Source organism: Actinoplanes sp. NPDC051388 (assembly GCF_055586225.1).
On the sequence record NZ_JBVJIP010000010.1, the window covers coordinates 128,768 to 149,956 of the forward strand.

The following is a 21,189-nucleotide window of genomic DNA, read 5'->3' on the forward strand; positions in this document are numbered from 1 at the left end:
TCGACGACGGGCCCGAATCAGGAGGACGGTGACGTGAGCAAGCGCCCCAAGCCGGCGAACGCGGTCATGTCGCGTCTCCGCCGGCCGGCCGGACGGCTGCGCGATCTTCCGATCTGGTCGAAACTCGGCCTGATCATGTTGGTCCCCACGCTCGCGACGATCATCGTCGGCGTGAGCGGCCTGGTCGACCACATCGAAGAGGCGAGCAACGCCGAGCGCGCCCGCACCCTCGCAGTGCTGTCCCAGGCCGCTGGTGGCCTGGTCGATCACCTGCAAAACGAGCGGGCCTACGGCGTCATGATCTCGCGTGCCGCGGCCGGCTCCGCCGAGAAGGCGAACGCGGTCAAGCTCTACGGCACCGAGCACCCCGCGGTGGACGCCGCCAAGGTGCCCTATGCGCAGCAGAAGGCGGCCCTGGACGAGGTCCCGGACAACATGACCACGCTGCTCGCCCGCCTCGACAACAACCTCGGCGAGCTGCCCGCGGTGCGCAGCCAGGTGGCCAACGGCGCTCGCGACACCGCCGACGTCGAGAAGACCTACGGCCTGATCATCACCGACCTGCTGACCATGCGTGACGCCTCCGCACAGCTGGCCGCCGACACCGAGCTGAGCGACCACATGCGTGCGGCCGCCGCGGTGGCGCGCGCCAAGGACTACATCGCGCAGCAGCGTGACGTCGGCCTCAAGGTGGTGGACGAGAAGGAGTTCACCGTCCCGCTGCGCCGCGAGTTCGACCTCACGGTCACCGGTTACACCATCGCGCTGCAAAACCTGGGCCAGTCCGGCACCGGCGAGGAGCAGCAGCTCTTCAAGCGCACGGTGGCCGGCCCGGCGCTCACCGAGGCCACCAACCTGACCGTGCCACTGGCCGCGCTGCAGGGCGAGAACACCAAGCAGATCCCGTTCGACCAGCAGCAGTGGGAATCCGCGATGGTGGGCTACAACAAGCTCTTCCGTCAGGTCGAGACCGCGTTCGACGCGGACATCGTGTCCTCGGCGACCGATCTGCGCGACGGTGTGCAGCGCCGGGTGTTCATCGAGACCAGCGCGCTGCTCGGCATGCTGCTGCTGGCCATTCTGTTCGCCTGGCTGGTCGCCCGCTCGATGGCGCGGTCGCTGCGCGAACTGCGTCAGGGCGCACTCTCGGTGGCCCAGTTCGGCCTGCCGCACGCGGTCAACCGGCTGCGTGACCCGTCATTGTCCAGTTCGCTCACCCCGGCCCAGATCGCCGATCAGGTCGCCGAACCGCTGCCGGTGCGCAGCCGGGACGAGTTCGGGCAGGTGACCGAGGCGTTCAACGCGGTCCACCTGGAAGCCGTCCGCACCGCCGCCGAGCAGGCCGCCCTGCGGTCCTCCGTCGCGACCATGTTCGTCAACCTGGCCCGCCGCTCGCAGATCCTGGTCGACCGGCTGATCGGTCACCTCGACCGGCTGGAGCGCGGCGAGGAGGACCCGGACCGGCTGGCCGAGCTCTTCCAGCTCGACCACCTGGCCACCCGGATGCGCCGCAACGACGAAAACCTCCTGGTTCTCGCCGGCGCCGACTCCACCCGCGTGCAGCGCGAACCGGCCGCCCTGATCGACGTGCTCCGCGCCGCGCAGTCCGAGGTCGAGCACTACACGCGCATCGAGTTCGGCATGGTGGACCGCGACATCGAGGTGTCCGCGCACGCGGTCAACGACATGGTCCACCTGGTCGCCGAACTCTTCGACAACGCGACCGCGTTCTCCCCGCCCAACTCGACGGTGCTGGTCGAGGCCCGCCGCCTCGGCGACGGCGCGATCCTGTCGGTCGAGGACCGCGGCATCGGCATCAGCCACGAGCAGCTGCGCGACCTCAACGAGCGACTCGCCAACCCACCCATGGTGGACGTGGCGGTCTCCCGGATGATGGGCCTCGTAGTGGTCGCCCGGCTGGCCAACCGGCACGCCGTCAAGGTCGAGCTCCGGCCGGCCGGCGCCGAGCGCGGCACCGTCGCCGAGGTCGGCCTGCCGATCGCGGTGCTGGTCACCGGGCCCGGCACGCCGGGACGCCTGCCGGGCAGCTCGCCCTCGCCGGTCTCCTTCGGTGGCGACCCCGCGCAGACCCAGTCCCGTCCGGCCTTCGCCGAGCCGCTGGCGCTCGAGAGCGGCCGCGGTGGCAACGGATACCAGGGCGGACGCCCGTTCGACCCGAACCCGCCGATGCCCGCCGGTGGCATGCTCGGCACCGGCGGCCGTTCCGTGCCGGCCTGGTCCGACCTGACCGGCGCCCCGACCAGCGGTGGCTACACCAACGGCTCGAACGGGAACAACGGCAGCAACGGGAGCAACGGCTTCCATGGGCCGCGCAGCAACGAGGTCATCCCGCCGCTGCCCGACCCGCCGCAGCGCCCGGCGCCGCAGGGCCCGCAGGGCTTCTCCGGTGGCGACAACCTGCCGCAGCGTCGCAACGGCGAGAACTACCGCGAAGCCGACACCATGAACGGCTTCGGCCCGACGATCCCGCGTCAGCTGCCCGCCAACCCGGAGAGCCAGGGCCGCGGTGGGTTCGTGCCGCCGGTCTCCGCGCCTCCGCTGCCTCCGACCTCGGCGCCGCCGGCCTCGCCGTACGATCGCCCCGCGCAGCAGGACCAATATCCGCCGGTCCCGACCAACGGCGCCGCGGCGCCGCCGGCCTGGCCGCCGGTCGCACCCGACCGGGACGCGCCGCACGTGCCGGAGAGCCTGGCCGCCGCGCTGGACATGACCGCGGAGCTGCCGCGTTACCGTCCGGACCGCACCGGCAGCAACCCGACCGTGGACCGGCCGATCAACCCGCAGTCCGCGCCTCCGGGGCCCGGCTCGGCGCCGCAAAACGACGCCGAGCGCGCCGCCGCGGCCCACCAGGCGGCGACCAAGCAGGCCGCCGAGGCGCAGGCCACCGCGGCCGCGCAGATCGCCGCGGCGCAGGCCCGGCAGCGGGCCGGCGACGGGCAGAACCAGTACGCCGACGAGACCATGGAGCTGCCGATCTTCCGGGAGCTCGAGTCGGCCTGGTTCACCACGGCCAAGCAGCCCACGCCGACCCCGGCACCGGCGCCCAACGGCGACGACGGCGCGATCTCGCAGCGGTTCCCGACCGGCGAGCCGGCCAGCCGCACCGCCGGGGTGCCGCAGCAGGCCGCCTCGCCCGAGTCCCGCGACCTCGACCCGGCTACGGTTGGTGCGAACGCCCCCGCGATGAGCGGGGCGCCGAACAGCCCGTGGCAGACCGCTGCCGACGAGGGCTGGCAGGCGGCCCGGGCGGCGGCCGAGACACCGGTCGATGCGACCACCACCGCCGGTCTGCCCAAGCGCAAGCCGATGGCACAGCTCGTGCCCGGTGGTGTCGACCGGGCAGAGAACTCCACACAGCGCCGGACTCCCGAGGCGGTTCGCGGTCTGTTGTCCGCATACCACCGCGGCGTCCAGCGCGGCCGCACCAAGGAACAGTCGACCAACCCGGAGGAGACTTCGGGCGGGCAACAGTCTTCCCAGGCTGGCAAGGAGCATGAGGCATGACATCTACGCAGGATCTCGGTTGGCTCCTGGCCAACTTCGCCGATCGCGTTCCCGGGGTCGCTCACGCGATCGCGGTTTCAGCCGACGGTCTGCTCCTGGCGGCCTCGCGGGATCTCCCGCGGGACCGGGCGGACCAGCTGGCGGCGATCGCCTCCGGCCTGGTCAGCCTCACGCAGGGCGCGGCCCGGTGTTTCGAGGGCGGTGCGGTGCTGCAGACGGTCGTCGAGATGGACAACGGGTTCCTTTTCCTGATGTCGATCTCGGATGGCTCGTCGTTCGCGGTCCTGGCCGCACGCAGTTGTGACGTCGGGCAGGTGGGCTACGAGATGGCCCTGCTGGTCGACCGGGTGGGCGAAGCGCTGACGCCGGCGCCGAGGTCCACAGCCGGAGTGCTCGGCTGAACGGGCACGCCGCCGAAACAGGTCGGCGGTTGTCCAGATCATGAATTACAAGAGACACTTGACCGGGTCGAGCAAGGGGTGGAGGTGAGCGGTGACGATGCCCGAACGTGATGAACCAACCGGTGCGCTGGTGAGGCCGTACGCCGTTACCCGCGGCCGGACCCGGCCCAAGCTCGAGATAGCGCTCGAAGCGCTCGTGGAAACCACCGTCCGAGGTCGTTCGACCGGGACGGGCCGTGCAGGCGGTGGAAGCGAGCATCAGTACATCGCGGCGATGTGTGACGGCGGCCGAGTTCAGTCGCTGGCTGAGATCGCCGCACGCATGCAACTGCCGCTTGGCGTGGCCCGAGTGCTGGTCGCCGACATGGCCTCAGACGGCCTGGTCGCGGTGTACGAGCCGACGTCGCTGGACGACGAGACCGATGCGGTGGGCACGGAACTGCTGGAAAGGGTGCTGAGTGGACTTCGCAGGCTCTGACATGTCGCGCCGCCCGACCGCCGGGCGCGTCACATCGGCGAAGATCGTCATCGCTGGTGGGTTCGGCGTCGGTAAGACGACGCTGGTGGGGTCCGTCTCCGAGATCACCCCGCTGACCACCGAAGCGATCATGACTTCGGCCGGTGTGGGCGTCGACGACAACCGGCAGGTGCCGGGCAAGACGACGACCACGGTGGCGATGGACTTCGGCCGGATCAGCATCGACCGAGACCTCATCCTCTATCTGTTCGGAACGCCGGGCCAGACGCGTTTCTGGTTCATGTGGGACGAGCTGGTGCGGGGCGCGATCGGTGCGGTCGTGATGGTGGACACCCGCCGGTTGGCGGACTGCTTCGCCGCGATCGACTTCTTCGAGCACCGCCGGCTGCCATACCTGGTGGCCATAAACTGCTTCGACGGGATGCAATACCACAACGCGCAGGACGTCCGTGACGCCCTCGCCATCTCGAGCGAGGTTCCGGTCGTCAGCTGCGACGCGCGCAACCGCGAGTCGACCAAGAACGTCTTGATCTCCCTGGTCGAGTACGTCTTGACGATGCGCCGCTCGCGCGCGGTCGCCCCGGCCTGACATAACGCCGAAACGCCCCGCCCGGCCTGAGCCGGGTGGGGCCTTTCGTGTGTCCGCCCGCCTCCGTTGACCGCAACCGGTCAAGCGACGTCCGGCGGCATGGGCTGCCGCCACCCTGATCCCAGCAATCGTGTCGCGCTGGGAAGGGGGGACGGCGATGCCCGTTCCTGAACCGTCCAACGAGGGCGGTCTCTGGGCCGAGGTGCGCAACGTCACCGGGTGGCCGGAGACGGACGAGGACCGCCTCGAGATGCTGTCCCGGGATTGGCGATCCGGGGCGCGGCAGTTCACCAACGGCGGCACGTTCGACCTGACCACGCTGGGCGGCCTGTGGCCCGACCCGGCCGGCGAGGCCACCAATGAGCGCGCGCAGGGCACGCTGGTCAACGTCATGGCCACGGCCGACAGCATGGAGATGCTGGCCGACCGGATCGACGCGTTCGCCGCCTCGGTGCGCGGCTGCAAGATCGACATCGGCCGGATCATCGACCTGAACATCCCCGGCTTCGTCACCGCCCGCAATCTGCCGACCGGCCTGCGTGAGAGTGACGCGACCAACATCCGGACCGCCGTGATCACCATGGTGAACGACCGGATCGGCGGCTGCGTGCGGGAGATCGGCGGTCTCGGCCTGCTGCCCACCGAGCTGCCGATCAACGTGGGCACGCCCGGCGGAACGCTCGGCGGCCTGCTGGGCGAAGAGGACCCGACGACGGTGATCGACCAGGGTCCGCTGGTGGGGCAGACCGGTGGCGGCCCGCTGGTGCAGGTGCCGGGCGCCGGCATTCCCGGTCTGCCCGGCAGCGGGCCGGGCTTCCCCGGCGGTGGGCCGGGTTTCCCGGGCGGCACCCCCGGTCTGCCCGGTGCTGGGCCGGGCATCGGGCCGGCCGGCGAGCCGCTGGGCCCGCTGATCAACGCCGACAGCGCCGGCGAGCAGCCCGGCCCGACCGGATCACCCGCGCCCGAGGAGGAGCCCGGCCCGGGCGGTCAGGTCCCGGTCCCGGTGGACCCGCCCGACTTCACCGACCCGGAGATCGACCCCAACAAGATCGGCGGGTACGCCCTGAACCCCGACCACCCGGTCGGCGGCAACAAGTACCGCGTGATCAACTCTGCGACCGGTCTCGGGCCGGAGAACGCGGCGGAGGTCGAGGAGCAGATCCGCGAGGGCGCCGCCAACGGCACACCGCAGATCGGCCGGGAGGACCAGTACGGTCAGCGCTGGAACGTCGACGTCCCGCTGAACGGCCCCAACGGACAGATCACGGTCCGCACCGCGTGGATCGTCGACGTCGGCTCCAGCAACCCCAGACTGGTGACCATCTCCTTCCCGTGAGGATGCACATGAAGCTGCTAGACGTCGTCACCGTGACCACGGACCTGCCGGAAGAGGGTGTCGCAGCCGGGGCGACCGGCACGATCGTCCACGTTTTCACCAAGCCGGACGTCGCCTACGAGGTGGAGATCACCGACGCCGACGGCCGGACGATCGCCCTGGTGACCCTGCACGAGGACCAGCTCCGCGCCCGCCCGGTGTGACAGCATCCGGTGGTGACCGGCAAGGATTGGGTGGACTGGCATTCGCCCTACGCGGATGAGACCTCGGCGCTGTCGCGGCGCCTGCGCATCGTCCGCGCCCGCATCGACGAGTGGCTCGACGGCCGGCCCGACCGCGAACTCCGGGTCGTCAGCGCCTGCGCCGGGCAGGGCCACGACCTGATCGGCGTACTGGAGTCCCGCGCCGACGCCGGCCGGGTCAGCGGCCGCCTCATCGAATACGACGAGCGAAACATCGCCGCGGCCCGCGAGCACATCACCGCCGCCGGGCTCTCCGGCCTGACCGTCCACTGTGCCGACGCCGGCGACCCGGCCTCCTATGCGGGCGCGGTCCCCGCGGACCTGGTGCTGATGGCCGGTGTCTTCGGCAACATCAGCGACGCGGACGTGCGGCGGACGATCGCCGCGTTGCCGCAGCTCTGCGCCGAAGACGCCACCGTGGTCTGGACCCGCACCCGCCGCGCCCCGGATCTGACGCCGGCGATCCGGGGGTGGTTCGCCGAAGCCGGGTTCGAGGAGGTCGGCTTCGACGCGCCCGAGGACGTGCTCTTCTCGGTGGGCGTGCACCAATTCCACGGCCGGCCGAGGCCACTCACCCCCGGCAGCCTCTTCCACTTCACCGCCTGACGGCAACCGGCCGAGCGGCGTCGCCCATTGGCGGGCGGTTGCGGTGGTCGTCTGCGGGTGGACCATCCCGGTCGAAGCGCCGGTGCCGGCCGGCCTGTTTCGGCTCATTGCCTGACTGCCCGCCGGTGCAGCGCCGCCGCGTTGAGACGGACCCGAGCCGCCGTTCGGCTGTTATTGGCGGCTTCGGGGTCGCTGCTTGGGCCCAGAGGCGGCAGCCATCCTGTGACGGCGACTCGGCCAAAGCGGGGCTAGGCACTCAGCGGGCCGCCGCGATGGTCGTCGTCGGCTGACCGTCCCGACCGAAAGGCGCCGATGAGCACGATGATGCCCGCCCATGCGATGGTCCAGCGCCGGCCGATCTGTTTGGGCTCATCGCTTGACGACAGCCCCGGGCAGCGCTGGCGAGCCCCCGACCCACCAGAAGCCGCCGTTCGGGCGCTCTGGGCGGCCTCAGGCCGCTGCAGGGGGCCCGGAGGCGGCTGCCAGAACTGTTGCGGCTGCCGTTCTGGCTGACCGCACCGGTCGAGTCCAGGCCGCTGACCGGTGGCTGTTTCGTTTGATTGCCTGCCACGGTGGTCTTGACTCCGGCTTGAGCCCTGGCTCTCCCGTTTTCGGCGGCTCAGCCGCTGGGTGGCCTAGAGACGGCTGCTGGAGCTGATTGCGGCAGCCGTTCTGAGCTGACCGTCCTGGTTGAGTCCAGGCCGCTCGCCGGTGGTTTTCCGTCTTATCGCCTGCCACGGTCGTCCTGATTCTCGGCATGTGAGCCTTGGTTCGGCCGTTTTCGGCGGCCTCGAGCCTTGGCTCGGCCGTTTTCGGCGGCCTCGAGCCTTGGCTCGGCCGTTTTCGGCGGCCTCGAGCCGCTGGGTGGGCCTAGACACACGGCTGCTGGAGCTGTCGCGGCAGCCGTTCTGGGCCGACCGTCCCAGCTGGGTTCAAGCCGCTGGCCGGGTGGCTGTTCCGCTTCGTCGCCTGCCAAGGTCGTCTTGGGTCTCGACTCTCAGCGGGAACCGACACTCGGCCGTCCTTGGCGGCCTCGGGCCGCGGCCCGGGTCAAGCTGCTGTTGCCGGCGCCTTTGCGATTGGCGTCTGCGGGCTTGTCGACGGTCCAGCTGCCGGCCGGCCCCCGCCATCCATAGGCCGCGACCCACCAGAAACGGCCGGCGGGCCGTCTCCGGTGGGTTCAGGGCGATCAGGTGCGGTAGTTGGCGCTGTTGCGGTAGTCGTCCGCGGGCTGGCCGTCTCGGCTGAAGTCCCAGCCGCCGGCTGACTCGCGGCCCGGGCGGCCGCCGATCGCGTAACCGCCGATCTCCTGGCCTCGCCGCCAACCGCGGAAGTAGCCCGTGGTGTGTGCGGCGATGCTGGCCGCGTCGCGGACGATGCGCAGCGGGCGCTCGTCGCGCAGCGGTGAGCCGGGCACCAGGTTTGCCTGCGGGACCCGCTTGGGCAGGCCCGCCGACGTCTGCGCGGCCACCGACGGCGTTGCCGCCTTTTCGGCTGCCTGCCAGCCCGTGTCGTTCGGGTTGGTCCAGTCGAGGTCGGCCGACTCGTTCTGGCCGGTGAACCAGGCCGAGCGGGCGGCCGCGAAGATCAGCAGGTCGCCGTCGCCCTCGGCCGGCACCGGGGGCTGCGTGCTGCGGTCGAGCGCGGTCAGCGTGGTGCGCCGGGCCATCCGGCCGGTGCCGCCGCTGCCCGGACGGCCGCCGGGGCCGTCGACCAGGCGCAGCGGCGGGGGCTCGGTCACGGCGGTGACGTCGGCCGCGATGTTCTCCAGGCCGCTCAGCGACTCGACCAGGCGCAGCGCCGGGGGCTCCTTGGGCATGTCCTGCCACGGCGGGCGCACCCGGCCGTCGCCGGCCGAAGCCGCCGGAGATTGGACCGCGGCGTCGTCGCTGGTGTTGAGCAGCGGCCAGTTGGCGCGGGAGCCGGGCGCCGGAGCGTCCTCGGCCGGGCGCTGGGTGGGCATCGGCAGCGAGTAGTCGGTCGCACCGTTCGCCGCGGGGGACTGCGGGCGCGTGCTGGGCCGCGGCGGGATGACCGAGCGCTGCCGCTCGGCACGTGCCTTGGTCATCGCGGCGTCGGTGATCGTCGGGCGGAACTCCCGACCCGAGTCGGCCGGCGACACCGGGCGGGCGCCCGGCACGATCGGCGTCATCCCGGGCGGCGGCGGAGGCACGGAGACCGGCCGATTGCCCGGCGTCTGGCCGCCTGGAATCTGGCCGCCTGGGATCTGGCTGCCCGGAATCTGGCCGGTGCGGGACGGGCGATCCCCGAGGTCACGGGTGCGCGTCGGCAGCTCGCCGAGCCCACCACCGTTGCGCGAGGGCAGGTCACCGAGCCCGCCGCCACCGTTGCGGGAAGGCAGGTCACCGAGCCCGCCGCCACCGTTGCGGGAAGGCAGGTCACCGAGCCCGCCGCCACCGTTGCGGGAAGGCAGATCGCCGAAGCCGGTGCGCGACGGGAGATCGCCGTTGCGCGACGGGAGGTCGCCGAGGCCGTTGCGCGACGGCAAGCTGGCCGCCGGCGCGATCGGGGTGTTCGACGGGTGCGGCGACAACGGCGCCGGAGCCATCGGCGGCGGCGCGATCGGGTCGGGCGCCACCGCGGGCGAGGTCATCGGGCGCGGCGTGGCGGGACTGTTGCCGGCGGCCGGCTCGGGGCGGCCCCGACGGCCGATGCGGGTGCCGGTGTCGCCGGGCCGGGTGATCCGGGTGGCGGTGTCGCCGGGCCGGGTGATCCGGGTGGCGGTGTCGCCGGGCCGGGTCATCCGGGTGGCCGTGTCGCCGGGCCGGGTCTGCGGTGCCGCGGCCACCGGCTCGGGCGCGCGGCGTGAACCGGCCGCACGACGACCGGCGGAGGCGGGTGGGGTGACCCGGGCCGCGAGGGTGCCGATCAACGCCTCGCAGGCGTTGTCGGAGCAGCGGACCGCCCCGATCGCCTGACGGACGGTGTCGGCCGCGGAGGGGGCCAGCGATTTGTTCACGCCACCACGGCGCGGGGATTCGCCTATCGCCACGACCAGCGCGGTCACCGCGGCGGCGACCTGGTCCTCGGTGCCGGCGCCGGCACGGGTCAGCTCGGCCACCACGTCGACGGCGATCTGCTCGGGGTCACTGCCGCGGCCGGTCAGCCGGCCGGGCTCGGGCAGCGCGTCCAGCACCGCCATGGCCAGCGGGTGCGCCGGGTCCGGATAGGCCCGCAGCGCCGCCGGATAGAGCTCGCGCAGCACCTCGCGCAGCGCGATCGCGGCACTGTGCCGTCCGCCCAGCATCGCCACGTGGGCGGCCAGGACGGGCTTGTAACTGGTCAGCTCGCGAGGGGCCGGCACGGTGGCGGCGGCGATGGCGCCGGCCTGCAACGCCCGGGCCAGGCCCACGGCACGACGGGCCGCGGGCGGCGCGTTCATCTCCTCGACGGAGTCATCGTCGGCGAAGCGCTCGGCGAAATCATCGGTGGCGTCGTCATCGGTCACGACCAGGGGACGTCCCGCGGCGGTGAGGAGCGACGTGACCATGTGGTCGTCGCTGTCCGCGGCAACCGCGGCATCGCTGAACCCGGTGGTGCGTTCCACGAGCAGCGTCCCCAGCTGGGCATAGCCCGACGGGTCGTCGCTGATCTCATGGACACCGAGCAGCCGCCCCGCGTCGTCCACCACGGCGATGGTCAGCTGTGCGGAAGCACCCGCACGCACCGATTCATCAGCCGACGCCAGACCGCAGTACACGCGCACGAGCGCCACGGCGTCGTCCTCCTCCCCGGGAGCTGTCGTGTGCCAATCACTGATGGTCCCTGGTGAGGGGTCAGTCGCGCCAGTCCACAGCGGCAGAGATCTTGCCGATAATGGAGCGCCATCCGAGACTTGCCTGTTGTGCCCCGATTTTCTTCAATCGGCGGCGGCCGAAATAGCCACCCATGCCGCCGCTCTCGGCCTTGCGAAGCGACTCGTCCAGGTCGTCCAGCGGCGAACCCGGCGCCAATGCCAAGATCACCGGCTTGAGCCGGAGTGCGTGACCCAGATCACGTGCGACCTCGCCGGCCGCGATCAGCAACGGCAGGTCCCACGTGTCATGCCCGCCGCGCAGGTTTTCCACCACGAGATCCAGCTCGTAGCGATCGTCCGCCTGCGGGTCGACGTCGGACGACTCTACCCGCTCCGCGACCGTCGGCCAGCTGTCCAATTGGGCCATATCGTGCGGAGCACCCGAACGAATGAAGGAGACCAGCGATTCGGGGGTCTTGAAGGTGAGCAACCGTCCACGGTGACTGAGGAAGACGGGCACCTCCTCGTCCTCCGGCTCGTCCTCGGCCTCGTCCGCGAAGTCCTCCGGGTCCGGCTCGTCGGCGTCGGCGTCCTTCTTGCCCTTGACCTCGTCCTTGTCGTCGTCCTCGGCCAGCAGGGCCTGGAACTCCGGGTCGACGATGACCTCTTCCTCTTCGCTGTCCCGCGCCTCGGCGGCCAGGCGCTCACGCGCGTCGAAGGGGTCCTCGTCGTCGACGTCGATCTCGGTCGGGGTCAGCTCGGACGACTTCCGGTATGCCCGCAGCGTCAGCCCCACGCCGCCGGGCATGGCGATCTCCACGGGGGAGATGCGGACCTCGTCCCAGAGCTCACGTCCGGACAGGCCGGCAGTGGCCTCGGCCTCGGACTCGTCGGACTGGGTGGCCACGGTGACCTCCGGGTGATCTCTAGCTGGCTGGGCGGGTGACTCCGAGCACACACCCTAGAGGGTGCGTCCGGGCTCAAAAGCCCTTGGGGTGCCAGACGGTCTTGGTCTCCAGAAATGCGGTCATCGGCCGCAGTCCGGGATCGTCGGCGAAATCCGGCGTTCCGGACGAGGGGCGCAACACCCGCTTGAGCGTGCCCGCCGCCGCTCTTTCCAGGTCGGCGGCGAGCTCCGGCTCGGACACGGCGGTGAGGTCGAGTCCGTTCACGTCGTCGTGCGACGCCAGCCAGGGCGCGATCTCGGCCGGCTTGCCGGTGAGAATGTTCACCACCCCGCCGGGCAGATCGGAGGTCGCCAGCACCTCGGCGAACGTGATCGCGGTCTGCGGGCCGGTGCTGACCACCACCACGGTGTTGCCGGTGACGATGGCCGGTGCGATGACGCTGACCAGGCCGAGCAGCGACGCCGGGGCGATCACGCCGACCACGCCGGTGGGCTCGGGCGCGGAGATGTTGAAGAACGGCCCGGAGACCGGATTGGCGCCCCCGGTCACCTGGGCCAGCTTGTCGGCCCAGCCCGCGTACCAGACCAGGCGGTCGATCGCGGCGTCCAGATCGCCCGCGGCCGGGAACGACGAGCGGCGGCTCTCCAGCATCTCGGCCGCGCGATAGAGGATCTGACCCCTGTTGTACGCGGTCGCTCCGGCCCACCCGGGCTGCGCCTTGCGAGCGGCGACCACCGCGTCGCGGGCGTCCTTGCGGGAGGCGAGGGCCACGTTGTCGCCGTCCACCACTTGGGTCCGTCCTGACTCGCTGCGCGGGAACTTCCCGCCGATGTACAGCTTGTACGTCTTTCGCACGGCGAGGCGCGATGACTCAGACAAGGTAGGCCTCCAGACCGTGCCGGCCACCCTCGCGGCCGTACCCGGACTCCTTGTAACCGCCGAACGGCGAAGCCGGGTCGAACTTGTTGAACGTGTTGGCCCAGACCACGCCGGCCCGGAGCTGGTCGGCCACCGCGAGGATCCGCGAGCCCTTGTCGGTCCAGATGCCGGCGGACAACCCGTACGGCGTGTTGTTGGCCTTTTCGATCGCCTCGGCCGGGGTGCGGAAGGTGAGCACCGACAGCACCGGCCCGAAGATCTCCTCGCGGGCGATCCGGTGTGCCTGGGTGACCCCGGTGAAGATCGTCGGCGCGAACCAGAAGCCCTGGCTGGGCAGCTCGCACGGCGCCGACCAGCGCTCGGCGCCCTCGGCCGCGCCCGCGTCGGAGAGCTCGGTGATGCGGGCCAGCTGGGCGGCCGAGTTGATCGCGCCGACGTCGGTGTTCTTGTCCAGCGGATCGCCGACCCGCAGCGTGGCCATCCGCCGCTTCAGCGAATCGAGCAGTTCTTCGGAGATGGACTCCTGGACCAGCAGCCGCGACCCGGCGCAGCAGACGTGGCCCTGATTGAAGAAGATGCCGTTCACGATGCCCTCGACGGCCTGGTCGATCGGGGCGTCGTCGAACACGATGTTCGCCGCCTTGCCGCCCAGTTCGAGGGTGAGGCGCTTGCCGCTGCCCGCCACCGAGCGGGCGATCTGCCGGCCCACCTCGGTGGAGCCGGTGAAGGCGACCTTGTTCACATCCGGGTGTTCGACCAGGTAGCGCCCGGTGTCGCCGGCGCCGGTGACGATGTTCACCACGCCCGGCGGCAACTCGGCCTGGCGGCAGACGTCGGCGAAGAACAGCGCGGACAGCGGCGTGGTCTCGGCCGGCTTGAGCACCACCGTGTTGCCGGTGGCCAGCGCGGGCGCGATCTTCCAGGCCAGCATCAGCAGCGGGAAGTTCCACGGGATCACCTGGCCGGCCACGCCGAGCGGGCGCGGCTTGGGGCCGAAGCCCGCATAGGCCAGCTTGTCGGCCCAGCCCGCGTAGTAGAAGAAGTGCGCGGCGACCAGCGGGAGGTCGACGTCGCGGGACTCCCGGATCGGCTTGCCGTTGTCCAGCGACTCGAGCACGGCGAGCTCGCGGGACCGCTCCTGGATGATCCGGGCGATCCGGAAGAGGTATTTGGCCCGCTCGCTGCCGGGCAGCTTGGCCCAGCCCTTGAAGGCGCGGCGGGCGGCCGCGACGGCCCGATCGACGTCCTCGGGACTGGCGGTGGCGACCTCGGTCAGGACCTCTTCGGTGGCCGGGTTGACCGACTTGAAGGTGTCCTTGCCGGGGGTGAACTCGCCGTCGATGAACAGGCCGTAGGACGGGGCCAGGTCGACGATCGAACGGGACTCGGGGGCGGGAGCGTAGTCAAGGAAGGACATCGCGTATCAGTCCAGCGTGAAGTAGTCGGGACCGGCGTAGTGGCCGGTGGTCAGCTTGGTGCGCTGCATCAGCAGGTCGTTGAGCAGCGAGGAGGCGCCGAACCGGAACCAGTCCGGGCTGAGCCAGTCGTCGCCGGCCGTCTCCGCGACCATGACCAGGTATTTGATCGCGTCCTTCGTGGTGCGGATGCCGCCGGCCGGCTTGACCCCGATCTGCCGACCGGTGCGGGCCCGGAAGTCGCGCACCGCCTCGAGCATGATCAGCGTCACCGGCAGCGTGGCCGCCACCGGCACCTTGCCGGTGGACGTCTTGATGAAGTCGGCGCCGGCCAGCATCGCCAGCCAGGACGCCCGCCGGACGTTGTCGTAGGTGCCCAGCTCGCCGGTCTCCAGGATCACCTTGAGGTGCGCCTCGCCGGACGCCTCCTTGACCGCGACGATCTCGTCGAAGACGGCCTGGTAGTGGCCGGACAGGAACTCGCCGCGGCTGATCACCATGTCGATCTCGTCGGCGCCGGCCCGAACCGCGTCGCGGGTGTCGGCCAGCTTGACGTCGAGCGGCGCCTGCCCGGACGGGAAGGCGGTGGCCACGCTGGCCAGGTGGACGCCGGAGCCGGCCAGCACCGCGGCCGCGTGCGGGACCATCGCCGGATAGACACAGACCGCGGCGACCGGCGGGCAGGTGGCGTCGGCCGGGTCGGGGCGCAGCGCCTTGGCGGCCAGCGCGCGCACCTTGCCCGGGGTGTCCGCGCCCTCGAGCGTGGTCAGGTCGACCATCCGGATGGCGAGGTCGATCGCGGCGGCCTTGCTGGTGGTCTTGATCGAACGGGTGCCGAGCGTGGCCGCCCGGGCCTCGACGCCGACCTTGTCGACCCCCGGCAATCCATGCAGAACGGACCGTAACGTCGCGGCCGGGAGCAGGGTGGAAGTCATGAGAACGATTCTAGGCGTCGACGGCGGCACGGTAGGTTGATCGCCGTGGACGTACTGGTGGTTGATCACCCGCTGGCTCAGTCGAGACTCACCGCGATGCGCGACGCGGAGAGCGACAGCGGCGCCTTCCGCGCCGCGCTCCACGAGCTCACCACGATGCTGGTGTACGAGGCGGCGCGCTCCTTCGCGGTCGAGAAGTTCCCGATCACCACGCCGGTCGGGCCGACCGAGGGCACCCGCCTGGGCAACCCACCGCTGATCGTGCCGGTGCTGCGCGCCGGGCTGGGCATGGCCGACGCCGCGCTGGCCCTGCTGCCGGAGTCGTCGATGGGCTTCGTCGGCCTGGCCCGCGACGAGCAGACGTACGAGCCCAGGGCATACATGGAGTCGCTGCCCGGCGACCTGAACGGGCTGCCGGTGCTGGTGCTCGACCCGATGCTCGCCACCGGCGGTTCGCTGCTGCACTGCTGCCGGCTGCTGGTCGACCGGGGTTGCACCGACGTCATCGTCTGCTGCGTGCTGGCCGCCCCCGAGGGGGTCGCCGCGCTGGCCGATTCGGGCCTGCCATTGAGGCTGATCACCGCGTCCATCGACGACGGCCTGAATGAGAAGAAGTACATCGTTCCGGGACTCGGCGACGCCGGCGATCGACAGTTCGGCGGCATGCCCAGATTTTGATTTGTTGAATTCTATGGAAACCGCCGCTGACTACAGGGCGGTGTAGGACCAGGAAATGGCCCGGCCGGCCCGGAACGGCATCACTCCGTGAAACGGCCGCGGCTCCGCGGCGAACACCAGAGGCAGGAAGTGACGGTCGGACTCCCACATCGGGAGCCGGCCCGCCAGCACGTCCGCGACCGGCATCCAATGCAGGCTGCCCTCCTCGTTCGATACCTTCGCGGTCCCCGTCCAGGACGGGATCCGGAACAGGAATCCGAACCAGTTCGCGCCGTCCCGACCGAAGCCTGGCCAGGAGATAGTCCCCGCGAAGTCGAGTTCGCCGCACTCCAGACCGGCCTCCTCGCGGACCTCCCGGCGCATCCCGGAAGCCACGTCCTCGTCCGTCTCCACTTTGCCGCCCAGCCCGTTGTAGTAGCCGAAGTGGATGTCGTCCGGACGGGCGTTGCGTTGGATCAACAACACGCTCCGTCGATCCGGCGACAACAGATAACCGAGGGTTGCGAGTACGGCTTGCACCGGAATGACGATAGGCGATGACGTCACCTTGATGGGGTACTGTCCGCGCCGCCTCGCCATGGACGGGGTTTACCTGCTCGAAATCGATCCATTGCTATTCCCAGGAGGACGCCCATGTCCGGGCCCGAGGACGCCATTCCATCCGCCCGTCCCGTGATCGGCGAAGCCGAGATCGAGGCCGCCGTCCGGGTGCTGCGCAGCGGCATGGTCGTGCAGGGGCCGGAGGTGGCCGCGTTCGAGCAGGAGTTCGGCGCGCTGGTCGGCGACCGGCACTGCGTGGCCGTCAACTCCGGCACGTCCGCCCTGCAGCTGACCCTGCTCGGGCTCGGCTTCGGCCCGGGCGACGAGGTGATCGTGCCGTCCTTCTCGTTCGCCGCCACGGCGAACGCGGTCCGTCTGGTCGGCGCGACCCCGATCTTCGCGGACATCGAGCCCGGCTCGTTCTGCCTGGACCCGGACGCGGTCGCCGCCGCGATCACGCCGCGCACCGTCGCGATCATGCCGGTGCACCTCTATGGCCACCCGGCCGCGATGGACCGCCTGGTGCCGCTGGCCGACCGGCACGGCCTGGCCATCGTCGAGGACGCCGCGCAGGCGCACGCCGCCACGCTGGACGGCACTCCGGTCGGCGCCTTCGGCGTGGCCGGCTGCTTCAGCTTCTATCCGACCAAGAACATGCACTCGCTCGAGGGCGGCATGATCAGCACGCCGGACGCGGAGGTGGCCCGCACCCTGCGGCTGCTGCGCAACCAGGGCATGGAGCAGCGCTACCAGAACGAGATCGTGGGCGCGAACATGCGGCTCACCGACGTGGCCGCGGCGATCGGCCGGGTGCAGCTCGGCCGGCTCGGGGGCTGGACCGACCAGCGCCGCTCGAACGCCGCCTTCCTGGACGCCAACCTGACCGGGGTCACCGTCCCGCCGGTCGCGCCGGGCGCCGAGCACGTCTATCACCAGTACACGGTCCGGGTGCCCGGCGATCGGGACGCGTTCCAGGCCGGGCTCAAGGAGCTGGGCATCGGCAACGCGGTCTACTACCCGACCCCGATCCACCGGCTCAAGCCGTTCCTGGACAAGGACGGCAACGTCGGCGACTGGAAGCTGCCGGAGACCGACAAGGCCGCGGCCGAGGTGGTCTCGCTGCCGATCTTCCCGAGCCTCACCCAGGCGCAGCTCGACCGCATCGTCGAGGGCGTCAACACCGTGGCGGCCCGGGCATGAGCGGGGGGCTGCGCGCCGGTCTGATCGGCCTGGGCGCGATGGGGCGCAACCACGCGCGGGTGCTGAACCTGCTCGACGGCGTGGAACTGGTCGGCATCATGGACCCGGCGCCGAACGCGGTCGGCCCGGCCGGCATCCCGGTGGTGCCGAACCTGGACCTGCTGCTCGGCAAGCGGCTGGACTATGCCGTGGTGGCCTGCCCGACCGCGCTGCACGAGGAGATCGGCCTGCGGCTGGCCGCGGCCGGCGTGCACGCGCTGATCGAGAAGCCACTGGCCCCGTCGGTGCCGGCCGCGACCAAGCTGGCCGAGGCCTTCGAGGCGGCCGGGCTGGTCGGCGCGGTGGGCCACATCGAGCGCTACAACCCGTCGCTGCAGAGCCTGCGGACCCGCCTGGAGGCCGGCGAGCTGGGCGACATCTATCAGGTGGTGACCCGGCGGCAGGGCCCGTTCCCGGGCCGGATCGCCGACGTCGGCGTGGTGATGGACCTGGCCACGCACGACATCGACCTGACCGCGTGGGTGACCGGGCGGGACTACCTGGACGTCGCGGCGCGCACGGTCTCGCGCAGCGGCCGCCCGCACGAGGACATGGTCTCGGCGGTCGCCTCGCTGACCGACGGCCTGGTGGCGAACCACCTGGTGAACTGGCTCAGCCCGTTCAAGGAGCGGTCCACCGTGATCACCGGCGAGCGGGGCAGCTTCGTCGCCGACACGCTCACCGCCGACCTCACCTTCTATGCCAACGCGGCGATGAGCACGGAGTGGGAGGCGCTGCGCGCTTTCCGCGGGGTCGCGGAGGGCGACATGATCCGGTACGCGATCCCGAAGCGGGAACCGCTGCTGGTGGAGCACGAGCGCTTCCGTGACGCGGTCGAGGGCAAAGAGAACGATATCGTCACGTTACGTCAGGGAATGCGTACCGTTGAAGTTGCTGAGGCCGTGCTTCAGTCGGCTGTCGACGGTGCCACCGTGGCGGTGCACACGAGGTAGAGCCGCCTCGGCGTTCGGCATCCCCGAGCGCGAAAGGCTCCGATGTGAACACCCCGGGCACGGCGCCGCACCTGCTGGTGATCGTCGCCAACGGCATCACGGGCGACTCCCGTGTGCAGAAGGTGGCGATCACCGCGGCCCGGGCCGGATGGCGGGTGACCCTGCTCGGCGCCGGTGGCCGCAAGGGCCGCCGGGACGAGTCGATGATGGGCGCCGTGCGGGTGGTCCGGCTGCCGATGACGGCGAACTTCGCGGCGCGCAGCAAGGGCCACCCGGTGCGCCGGCTGCTCACCCGGACCGGCATCGCCAACCGGGAGGACCTGGCCGGCGTCCGTGCGGCGCACCAGGCCTGGGTGCGCCGGACCACGGCCCGGATCGGGACCCTGCGCACCATCGACGGTCCCGCCGCGGCGGTCGGCAGGCCGCTGGGCAAGGCGCTGGGCGTGGTGGTCCGCGGCCGCCGGGCGGTGCACCGGCTGCGGCTGCGGGCCTTCGGCTGGGAGCAGAGCCGCACCGGCCGGCCGACCGGGAACTGGCGCCGGGACTGGCCGCCGCTGGTCGACCTGGACCTGGTGTTCGGGCCGGTCATCGAGGAACTGCGGCCGGATCTGATCCACGCCAACGACATCACCATGATCCACACGGCGGCGCTGAGCGTGGCCCGGATGCGCGCGCGTGGCGAGCGGGTGGCCTGGCTCTACGACGCGCACGAGTACGTGCCCGGCATCGACTCGTGGAAGCCGGCCGAGAGCCGGGCCTATCGCACCGTCGAGAAGAAGTTCATCAAGCGGGCGGACGCGGTGGTGACCGTCTCCCCGGAGATCGCCGACCTGCTGCGCCGGGACTACCGGCTGCCGGAGACACCGCTGGTGGTGCGGAACACCCCGATCCGCTCGGCGGTCGGCGCGACCGATCCGATGCCGTCGGTGCGGGCGAACTGCGGGCTCGCCGACGACGTGCCGCTGCTGGTGTATTCCGGCTGGCTGGCGCCCGAGCGCGGGCTGGGCACGGCGGTCACCGCGCTGCCCGGCCTGCCCGGCGTGCACCTGGCCATCGTGTCCGGGCGGGACACCCCGGAGCGGCAGCGCCTGCTGGAGCGGGCGGGCGAGCTCGGCGTCGCGGACCGGGTGCACGTGGTGCCCTATGTGCCGCAGCACGCGGTGCCCGACTACCTGTCCACCGCGGACCTCGGCCTGATCTGCTCGCAGCGCACCCTGAACTACGAGATCTCGCTGCCCACCAAGCTCGCCGAATACCTGCACGCGCGGGTGCCGGTGGTGGCCAGCGACGTGCTGACGCTCGGCCGGTTCATCCGGCGGCACGGCGTCGGCGAGGTGTTCGAGCCGGACGACCCGGTGACCTTCGCCGCGGCGGTCCGCACGGCGCTGGCCGGCCGCGCCGAGCTGCGCGCGCACATCGTCGAACCGCTGCTGGCCGAGCTCTGCTGGGAGGCGCAGGCCGAAGCACTGACCGATCTGTACGCCCGGATCGCCCCACGCGTGCCGGCCGCGCCGGCCCCGGACCTGAGCTGGTCGGTGCACGAGACGAGCGGGCCCCGACCGGTGCGCACCGAGCCCGGCGCGCTGGGCCGGTGGCGTCCGCTCACCCCGTCCACCCGGGTGCGGCTCGGACTGGGCCCGGCCAACTACGCCGGTCAGCTGGCCACCTTCGCGCAGGCCATCTGCCGGGACTTCCCGGACGTCTCGGCCGAGGTCACCATGCGGCACAACCACGAGACCCTGCTCTTCCCCGCCGACGTCTATCTGCCTACCGAGCGGCAGGACGAGGTCGCCGTGCAGCTGGAACAGGCCGGGCGGATCCTCGGACGCTGCACCCACCTGATCGTGGACGCCTTCCTGCCGGTGCTCGGCCACCTCAACGGCGAAACGATCGAGGGCGACCTGCCGGCACTGCGCCGGGCCGGGATCGCGGTGGCGCTGCTGGCCCACGGCAGCGAGATCCGGCATCCCGGCCGGCATCTGAAGCGGCACGAGCACTCGCTCTTCCACGACGCGCCGGACGGCATCGTGGCGCGTTATACGGCCCGCGCCGACCGCAACCGCAGGATCGCCGAGGCCGCCGGGCTGCCGCTCTTCGTCACCACCCCGGACCTGCTCGACGACCTGCCCACCGCCACCTGGGCGCCGGTCGTGGTGGACGTGGACGCCTGGGCCACCGACAACCCGATCATGGAACGGGTGCGTCCCCGGGTGCTGCACGCGCCGTCGCAGCGCTGGACCAAGGGCACCGAGCGGATCCTGCCCACCCTGCGGTCCCTGCACGACCGGGGCGCCATCGAGCTGGTCCTGGCCGAACGGGTCAGCTGGACCCGGATGCGCGAACTGGTGCAGTCCTGCGACCTCGTGGTCGACCAGTTCGCGGTGGGCAGCTATGGCACCTGCGCGGTGGAGGCGATGGCGGCCGGCCGCCCGGTGGTCGGCTATCTCGACCAGCGGGTGCACGCGGTGGCCGGGGTGGAGCCGCCGATCGTGAACGCCACCCCGGAGACCCTCGGCGAGGCGATCGAGTCGCTGCTCGACGACCCGTCGCGCACCGTCAAGATCGGCCTGCAGTCGTCGCTCTTCGCCCGCACCACCCACGACGGCCGGCAGACCGCGCAGGCGTTCGCCGACTTTCTCGCCGGCTGAGCCGAGTTTCTCGCCGGCCGCGCCATTCGGAGCCCTGCCAGCATCCGGGGTATCGCAACC

General features: G+C 71.5%; 17 protein-coding genes and 1 pseudogene. 12 read left to right on the forward strand and 6 right to left on the reverse strand.

The window, feature by feature from the left end:
• Positions 1 to 33: 33 nt before the first annotated feature.
• The 8 genes and pseudogenes from ACZ6TI_RS25155 to ACZ6TI_RS25190 all read left to right on the forward strand — a co-directional run.
• Positions 34 to 3,525 (forward strand): sensor histidine kinase, encoded by a 3,492-nt coding sequence (locus ACZ6TI_RS25155; RefSeq protein WP_465347578.1) that lies wholly within the window; start codon positions 34 to 36, stop codon positions 3,523 to 3,525.
• Positions 3,522 to 3,926, forward strand: coding sequence for a roadblock/LC7 domain-containing protein (locus ACZ6TI_RS25160; RefSeq protein WP_189078622.1), 405 nt, complete (start codon positions 3,522 to 3,524; stop codon positions 3,924 to 3,926). Before ACZ6TI_RS25155 ends, ACZ6TI_RS25160 begins: the two co-directional genes overlap by 4 nt.
• Before the next feature lie 97 nt (positions 3,927 to 4,023).
• Positions 4,024 to 4,404 (forward strand): DUF742 domain-containing protein, encoded by a 381-nt coding sequence (locus tag ACZ6TI_RS25165; protein ID WP_465347792.1) that lies wholly within the window; start codon positions 4,024 to 4,026, stop codon positions 4,402 to 4,404.
• A gap of 1 nt (position 4,405) precedes the next feature.
• On the forward strand, positions 4,406 to 4,993 hold the full coding sequence (locus tag ACZ6TI_RS25170; RefSeq protein ID WP_465347579.1) for a GTP-binding protein: 588 nt from the start codon (positions 4,406 to 4,408) through the stop codon (positions 4,991 to 4,993).
• A gap of 157 nt (positions 4,994 to 5,150) precedes the next feature.
• On the forward strand, positions 5,151 to 6,329 hold the full coding sequence (locus ACZ6TI_RS25175; protein ID WP_465347580.1) for a WXG100-like domain-containing protein: 1,179 nt from the start codon (positions 5,151 to 5,153) through the stop codon (positions 6,327 to 6,329).
• A gap of 8 nt (positions 6,330 to 6,337) precedes the next feature.
• Entirely contained in the window at positions 6,338 to 6,532 is a 195-nt protein-coding gene (locus ACZ6TI_RS25180; protein ID WP_465347581.1) for a DUF4926 domain-containing protein, read from the forward strand.
• 12 nt (positions 6,533 to 6,544) lie between these two features.
• Positions 6,545 to 7,177 carry an SAM-dependent methyltransferase gene (locus tag ACZ6TI_RS25185; RefSeq protein WP_465347582.1) on the forward strand — a complete coding sequence of 211 codons (633 nt, stop codon included), beginning with the start codon at positions 6,545 to 6,547 and terminating at the stop codon, positions 7,175 to 7,177.
• Positions 7,178 to 7,883: 706 nt separating this feature from the next.
• Positions 7,884 to 7,940, forward strand: a pseudogene (locus tag ACZ6TI_RS25190) (OapA N-terminal domain-containing protein); the annotation flags it as partial.
• Between the two features lie 426 nt (positions 7,941 to 8,366).
• Here ACZ6TI_RS25190 and ACZ6TI_RS25195 read toward each other — a convergent pair.
• The 5 genes from ACZ6TI_RS25195 to deoC all read right to left on the reverse strand — a co-directional run bounded on the left by ACZ6TI_RS25195 (position 8,367) and on the right by deoC (position 15,071).
• The gene (locus tag ACZ6TI_RS25195; protein ID WP_465347583.1) at positions 8,367 to 10,913 is read right to left on the reverse strand and encodes a transposase; all 2,547 of its coding nucleotides are present in this window, start codon (positions 10,911 to 10,913) and stop codon (positions 8,367 to 8,369) included.
• A 61-nt stretch (positions 10,914 to 10,974) separates the two neighbouring features.
• The gene (locus ACZ6TI_RS25200; protein WP_465347584.1) at positions 10,975 to 11,841 is read right to left on the reverse strand and encodes a DNA primase; all 867 of its coding nucleotides are present in this window, start codon (positions 11,839 to 11,841) and stop codon (positions 10,975 to 10,977) included.
• A gap of 73 nt (positions 11,842 to 11,914) precedes the next feature.
• The gene (locus ACZ6TI_RS25205; protein WP_465347585.1) at positions 11,915 to 12,721 is read right to left on the reverse strand and encodes an aldehyde dehydrogenase family protein; all 807 of its coding nucleotides are present in this window, start codon (positions 12,719 to 12,721) and stop codon (positions 11,915 to 11,917) included.
• Entirely contained in the window at positions 12,714 to 14,138 is a 1,425-nt protein-coding gene (locus ACZ6TI_RS25210; RefSeq protein ID WP_465347586.1) for an aldehyde dehydrogenase family protein, read from the reverse strand. The genes ACZ6TI_RS25205 and ACZ6TI_RS25210 overlap by 8 nt, the downstream gene beginning before the upstream one ends.
• A gap of 6 nt (positions 14,139 to 14,144) precedes the next feature.
• Positions 14,145 to 15,071 carry a deoxyribose-phosphate aldolase gene (gene deoC, locus ACZ6TI_RS25215; RefSeq protein ID WP_465347587.1) on the reverse strand — a complete coding sequence of 309 codons (927 nt, stop codon included), beginning with the start codon at positions 15,069 to 15,071 and terminating at the stop codon, positions 14,145 to 14,147.
• 45 nt (positions 15,072 to 15,116) lie between these two features.
• Between deoC and upp the strand changes: the two genes are divergently transcribed.
• Entirely contained in the window at positions 15,117 to 15,749 is a 633-nt protein-coding gene (gene upp, locus ACZ6TI_RS25220) for a uracil phosphoribosyltransferase (RefSeq protein ID WP_465347588.1), read from the forward strand.
• Between the two features lie 30 nt (positions 15,750 to 15,779).
• Here the strand turns inward: upp and ACZ6TI_RS25225 are convergent, their stop codons facing one another.
• Positions 15,780 to 16,268 carry an NUDIX hydrolase gene (locus tag ACZ6TI_RS25225; RefSeq protein ID WP_465347589.1) on the reverse strand — a complete coding sequence of 163 codons (489 nt, stop codon included), beginning with the start codon at positions 16,266 to 16,268 and terminating at the stop codon, positions 15,780 to 15,782.
• 114 nt (positions 16,269 to 16,382) lie between these two features.
• Between ACZ6TI_RS25225 and ACZ6TI_RS25230 the strand changes: the two genes are divergently transcribed.
• From ACZ6TI_RS25230 to ACZ6TI_RS25240, 3 genes are read left to right on the forward strand one after another with little or no spacing between them, the layout of a single operon-like run.
• The gene (locus ACZ6TI_RS25230) at positions 16,383 to 17,489 is read left to right on the forward strand and encodes a DegT/DnrJ/EryC1/StrS family aminotransferase (RefSeq protein WP_465347590.1); all 1,107 of its coding nucleotides are present in this window, start codon (positions 16,383 to 16,385) and stop codon (positions 17,487 to 17,489) included.
• Complete coding sequence (locus ACZ6TI_RS25235) at positions 17,486 to 18,481, forward strand: Gfo/Idh/MocA family protein (RefSeq protein WP_465347591.1); 996 nt, start codon at positions 17,486 to 17,488, stop codon at positions 18,479 to 18,481. Before ACZ6TI_RS25230 ends, ACZ6TI_RS25235 begins: the two co-directional genes overlap by 4 nt.
• A 44-nt stretch (positions 18,482 to 18,525) precedes the next feature.
• Positions 18,526 to 21,129 (forward strand): glycosyltransferase, encoded by a 2,604-nt coding sequence (locus ACZ6TI_RS25240; protein WP_465347592.1) that lies wholly within the window; start codon positions 18,526 to 18,528, stop codon positions 21,127 to 21,129.
• The last annotated feature ends 60 nt before the right edge of the window (positions 21,130 to 21,189 follow it).